Genomic DNA, 4,603 nt, shown 5'->3' with positions numbered 1-4,603 from the left:
CGGCGCCCGGCTCGCCGAGCCGTACCGTGCCGGGCAGGGAGGCGCCCGGAGCGCCTCCGTGAGCGGGAGCGCCGTGACCCGGTGCGGGTGCGCCGCCGTATCCGGGGGTCGGCGCGCCGCCGGGGTGACCGCCGTACGCCTGGGCCGGGTTGCCCGCACCGGGTCCCGCCGTCATGGTCGGCGCCGGGCCGAAGGACGCCACGGCCGGGGCCGATTCCGGGGCGTCGAGGTCGAGTATCCCCGCGGCGTGCGTCGCGATCGTCGACGCCACCGCCGACGGCAGCCAGTCGGTCAGGACGGGCTCGACGCCCTGCGGGGCCAGTGACGTCACGATCTGCGCCGGCGCGGGACGCTGCGCGGGATCCTTCATCAGGCAGGCCCGGACCAGGCCCAGCAGCGACTGCGGCACGCCGGTGAGGTCGGGCTCGCCGTGCACGATCTGGTAGAGCAGCGCGGCGTGCGAGGAGGCGCCGTCTCCGTAGGCCCCCCGGCCGGTCGCCGCGAAGGCGAGCACCGCGCCCAGGGAGAAGACGTCGCCCGCCGTGCCGACGTCCTTGCCCTGGGCCTGCTCCGGGGACATGTAGCCGGGCGACCCGACCACGACCCCGGTCTGTGTCATACGGCTTCCGTCGACCGCCCGTGCGATGCCGAAGTCGATGACGCGCGGGCCGTCGGCGGCCAGCAGGACGTTGGACGGCTTGAGGTCGCGGTGGACCAGGCCGGCCGCGTGCACCTCCTGCAGGGCCGCGGCGAGGCCGACGGCCAGGGCGCGGACCGTGCGCTCCGGCAGCGCGCCGTGCGCGGCGACCACGTCCGTGAGGTCCGGGCCGAGCACGTACGACGTCGCCAGCCAGGGCAGTGACGCGTCGGGGTCGGCGTCCACGACCGGCGCGGTGTAGCGGCCGGACACCGCCTTGGCGATCTCCACCTCGTGCCGGAAGCGCTCCCGGAAGCCGGCGTCCGCCGCGAGATCCGGGCGCACCACCTTCACGGCGACGGTACGGCCACCGGGCGAACGCGCGAGGTACACACGTCCCATGCCGCCGGCGCCGAGCCTTCGCAGCAGGCGGTAACTGCCCAGCTCGCGAGGATCGTCCGGCTGCAGTGTCTCCATGGTGGCCTTCCCCGTCGTGATGCCCGTGCGGCACGTGCTGCGCCTGGTGTCGTTCGCCGACGCACACATTAGTGAGTGCCGGGGGACGGACAGCGACCGGGAGGAACCGAAAGGCGGTCACTCGATCTTCGGCAGCCGGGCCTTCGGCGACCCCGACTCCTTGCTGTCCGACTCGTGGACCAGGTCGTCGCCGACCGGGGTGAGGCGGACCGTGTGCTCGGCCTGGTTGCAGACGTCGCGGTTGGACTTCGCACCGACGGAGACCGTGACGAGCTGCTTCTCCGTGACCTGCTTCAGCGTGAGGACGTCGTCGCAGACGCCGCCGAAGATGTCCGTGTGTCGGAGGGTGCCCACCTGTTCGCCGGCCTCCGCCTGTTCGAGGGTGACGCGGAAGGTGCCGAGCGGAACGGCGATGCTCTCGCGGGAGTCGGCCTGGCCCTCCCAGGTGCCCAGGTAGGTGGCGGGGGAGGCCGGTTCTTCGGACTCGCCCCCGCCGTCGGACTGTGCGGTGCCGCCCTTGGAGCCGCCCGGCAGCAGGTCGGGCACGAACACGGAGCCGACGGTCACCGCGGCCGGCGCGCCCGCCACCGCCAGGGCGACCGTGCAGCTGACGCGCCGGCCCCGGCCGCCGCGGTCGGGGGAGGAGACGGCCGCGAAGGAGACGGAGAGCTTCCCGGGGCCGTTCCGGCCGTCCAGGCCGTCCGGGCCGCTCCGGTCCACCGGCTGGGTGGGCGGGTGCGGGGCCGCGGGGACGTGGGACGGTGCGCCCGCGGCCTCAGGGCTGGAGCAGGTCGACCTTCACGTCGGCCGGGAAGCCGGTCGTCGGTCCGACCCTGCGGGCGAACTCGGCGACCGCCTCCAGCTGCGGGGGGCCGAAGCTGAAGTCGAGGGTGGTGAAGTACTGCGCCAGGGTCGCCTCGTCGAAGGCCTCCCAGCGGGCCGCCTGCTCGGCGACCTTGTCGACCTCCTCCAGGGAGAGGTTGCGGGAGGAGAGGAAGGCCTCGTGCACCCTGCGGGTGATGACCGGCTCGCGCTCCAGGTAGTCGCGGCGCACCGCCCACACCGCGAAGACGAACGGCAGGCCCGTCCACTGCTTCCACAGCGCGCCCAGGTCGTGCACGTCGAGTCCGTAGCGGGGGCCGTCGAGCATGTTGGCGCGCAGGGCCGCGTCCCCGATGAGGACGGCCGCCTCGGCCTCCTGCATCATCAGGCTCAGGTCGGGCGGGCAGGTGTAGTAGTCGGGCCGTACGCCGTACCGCTCGGCGAGGAGGAGCTGGGCGAGGCGTACGGAGGTGCGGGAGGTCGACCCGAGGGCGACCCGTGCTCCGTCCAGCCGGTCCAGCGGGACCTGCGAGGCGATCACGCAGGACATCACGTCGCCGTCGCAGCCGACGGCGATGTCCGGGAAGGCGACGAGCTGGTCCGCGTGCTTGAGGAACTCGACGAGGGTGACGGGCCCGATGTCGAGATCGCCCTGCACCAGCTTCTCACTGAGCTTTTCCGGGGTGTCCTTCGTCAGCTCGAAGTCGAGGAGCGTGCCCGTTCTCGCGAGCCCCCAGTACAGGGGCAGGCAGTTCAGGAACTGGATGTGGCCGACGCGCGGCCGGGTGCGAGGATTGTCCACATCGTGAGGCTAGTCCTCGTCCCCGGCGGGTCGGCCCTCACCCCCCGGTCGCCCAAACGTTCGACCGGACGCCCGTGACGGACGGGGCGTTCAAACATTCGGGTGACGTGATCTTGACCTCTATTGCATTCGGGGGTCTGCGTGCTAGGCTCGTCGCAAGTTGCAGTTTGGTTTCCCTTGCAGTACAGAGCCTGCGGAGCATGTGACCGCGGGCTCTCGTCGTTCTCAGACGGATGCACTTGTGCGGAATTGGTCTTCACACTTGCTGGTTCTGGAGCAGGGCAACCCTTTGGGCCCAAGGAGGGCTTATGGCTACCGGAACCGTGAAGTGGTTCAACGCCGAAAAGGGCTTTGGTTTCATCGCCCAGGAAGGCGGCGGCCCCGACGTCTTCGTCCACTACTCCGCGATCAACGCGAGCGGTTTCCGCTCCCTTGAGGAGAACCAGCAGGTGTCCTTCGACGTCACGCAGGGTCCGAAGGGCCCGCAGGCGGAGAACGTCACCCCGGTCTGATCCTCGCCGATCCGGGAACGACTAGCAGTACCCAAGGAGCCCCGCGCCGTCAGGCGACGGGGCTCCTGCCTTTCCCCTCCCGCCGCCGCTCCCGCCGCCGAAATGCCCCGGTGAATATTCGGGGAATTCCTCTCATACGTGCTGCATGACCAGTACGAATTTCGTACCGGTTTCCAGTGCCTCGTACGCGTGCGGCACATCTCCGCGGTACGTCATGTAGTCCCCCGGGCCGAGTTCCGCGCTCTCTCCGCCGGGCCCCGCCTTCACCCGTCCCGCGCTGACCACGATGTGCTCCACGGTCCCCGGAATGTGCGGCTCGGAGGCGCGCACGGTCCCCGGTTCCAGCCCCACCGCGTAGATGTCGCGCCGCGCGCCCGGCGGGCTCGCCGACAGCAGGGTGGCGACGTAACTGGACCGCTCGGAGTGCACGGTCGGTCCCTCTCCCGCCCTGATCACCCGCACGGACGGCATCGGGGACTCCACCAGCGCGCTGAACGGCACCCCGAGCACCACCGCCAGCGCCCAGATCGTCTCCATGCTCGGGTTTCCGCTCGCCGCCTCCAGCTGGGACAGCGTGGACTTGGCGATTCCGGCACGTCTGGCCAGTTCGGAGAGGGAGAGGCCGGCACGGGTGCGTTCGCGGCGCAGGGCGGCGGCGATCCGGTCGAGGGGGAGGCGGGGCGGGGGGCCATCGGTCATGTCGTTCGCTCCAACGGTACGGTCGTTCGCCTTGACGAACACTGTCTCTTCTGTCCATGGTAGGAAACATGCGTTCGGTACAGCGAACAACTTCCGCCTTCCTCGACCCCGGTCTGCTCCGGGACGTGTCCCTGGTCTGTCTGGCCGGGGGCGTCGTCGGCGTGTCGTTCGGGGCGATCGCCGTCGCCGGCGGGCTGCCGGTGTGGGTGCCGGTGGTGATGTCGCTGGTGGTGTACGCGGGCTCCGCCCAGTTCAGCGCGGTGGGCGTGCTGCTGGCCGGGGGCGGCCCGGTCGCGGCGTCGGCCACGGGCCTGCTGCTCAACACCCGTACGGTCGCCTTCGGCCTCGCCGTCGCCGAGCACATCGGTCCGGGAAGGCTCGCCCGCCTGGTCGGAGCGCACCTGGTGACCGACGAGACGGTGGCCTTCACCCTGGCCCAGCGGGATCCGGCACGCCGGCGGGCGGCGTTCTGGATCTCGGGGCTCGGGATGTTCGCCGTGTGGAACACCGGGGTGCTGGCGGGCGCGCTGGCCGGCAGCGCGCTGGGGGACACGGCGCGCTACGGGCTGGACGCGGCCTTCCCCGCGGTACTGGCCGCCCTCGTCCTGCCCGCCCTGCGCGGGGACGCCGCCGTCCGCCGGGCCGCGCTGCCCG

Annotated in this window: 6 protein-coding genes; 2 read left to right on the top strand and 4 right to left on the bottom strand. The window is 71.8% G+C overall.

Features of this window, described 5'->3' with window-relative positions; genetic code table 11:
* The 3 genes from B7767_RS18430 to B7767_RS18420 all read right to left on the bottom strand — a co-directional run.
* A partial coding sequence (locus B7767_RS18430) for a serine/threonine-protein kinase (protein ID WP_179167188.1) occupies nt 1-1,114 on the bottom strand: 1,114 nt, incomplete at its 3' end.
* 117 nt (nt 1,115-1,231) lie between these two features.
* Complete coding sequence (locus B7767_RS18425; RefSeq protein ID WP_179167187.1) at nt 1,232-1,834, bottom strand: hypothetical protein; 603 nt, start codon at nt 1,832-1,834, stop codon at nt 1,232-1,234.
* A gap of 55 nt (nt 1,835-1,889) precedes the next feature.
* Entirely contained in the window at nt 1,890-2,738 is an 849-nt protein-coding gene (locus B7767_RS18420) for a menaquinone biosynthetic enzyme MqnA/MqnD family protein (protein WP_085573149.1), read from the bottom strand.
* 308 nt (nt 2,739-3,046) lie between these two features.
* Here B7767_RS18420 and B7767_RS18415 point away from each other — a divergent pair, with 308 nt between their 5' ends.
* Nucleotides 3,047-3,250 carry a cold-shock protein gene (locus B7767_RS18415; protein WP_003992177.1) on the top strand — a complete coding sequence of 68 codons (204 nt, stop codon included), beginning with the start codon at nt 3,047-3,049 and terminating at the stop codon, nt 3,248-3,250.
* 132 nt (nt 3,251-3,382) lie between these two features.
* Here the strand turns inward: B7767_RS18415 and B7767_RS18410 are convergent, their stop codons facing one another.
* A complete protein-coding gene (locus B7767_RS18410) occupies nt 3,383-3,949 on the bottom strand; it encodes a helix-turn-helix domain-containing protein (protein ID WP_085573150.1) in 567 nt (188 codons plus the stop codon).
* Nucleotides 3,950-4,017: 68 nt separating this feature from the next.
* Between B7767_RS18410 and B7767_RS18405 the strand changes: the two genes are divergently transcribed.
* The coding region (locus B7767_RS18405; protein WP_107486167.1) for an AzlC family ABC transporter permease at nt 4,018-4,603 on the top strand (586 nt) is incomplete at its 3' end.

The organism is Streptomyces sp. 13-12-16, from assembly GCF_002114215.1.
Classification (GTDB): Bacteria; Actinomycetota; Actinomycetes; order Streptomycetales; family Streptomycetaceae; genus Streptomyces.
This window is presented reverse-complemented; position numbering and strand designations above follow the sequence as displayed.

Coding starts and splice junctions, on each gene's coding strand:
- B7767_RS18415 (WP_003992177.1), top strand. CDS start 3,047: ATGGCTACCGGAACCGTGAAGTGGTTCAACGCCGAAAAGGGCTTTGGT.
- B7767_RS18410 (WP_085573150.1), bottom strand. CDS start 3,949: ATGACCGATGGCCCCCCGCCCCGCCTCCCCCTCGACCGGATCGCCGCC.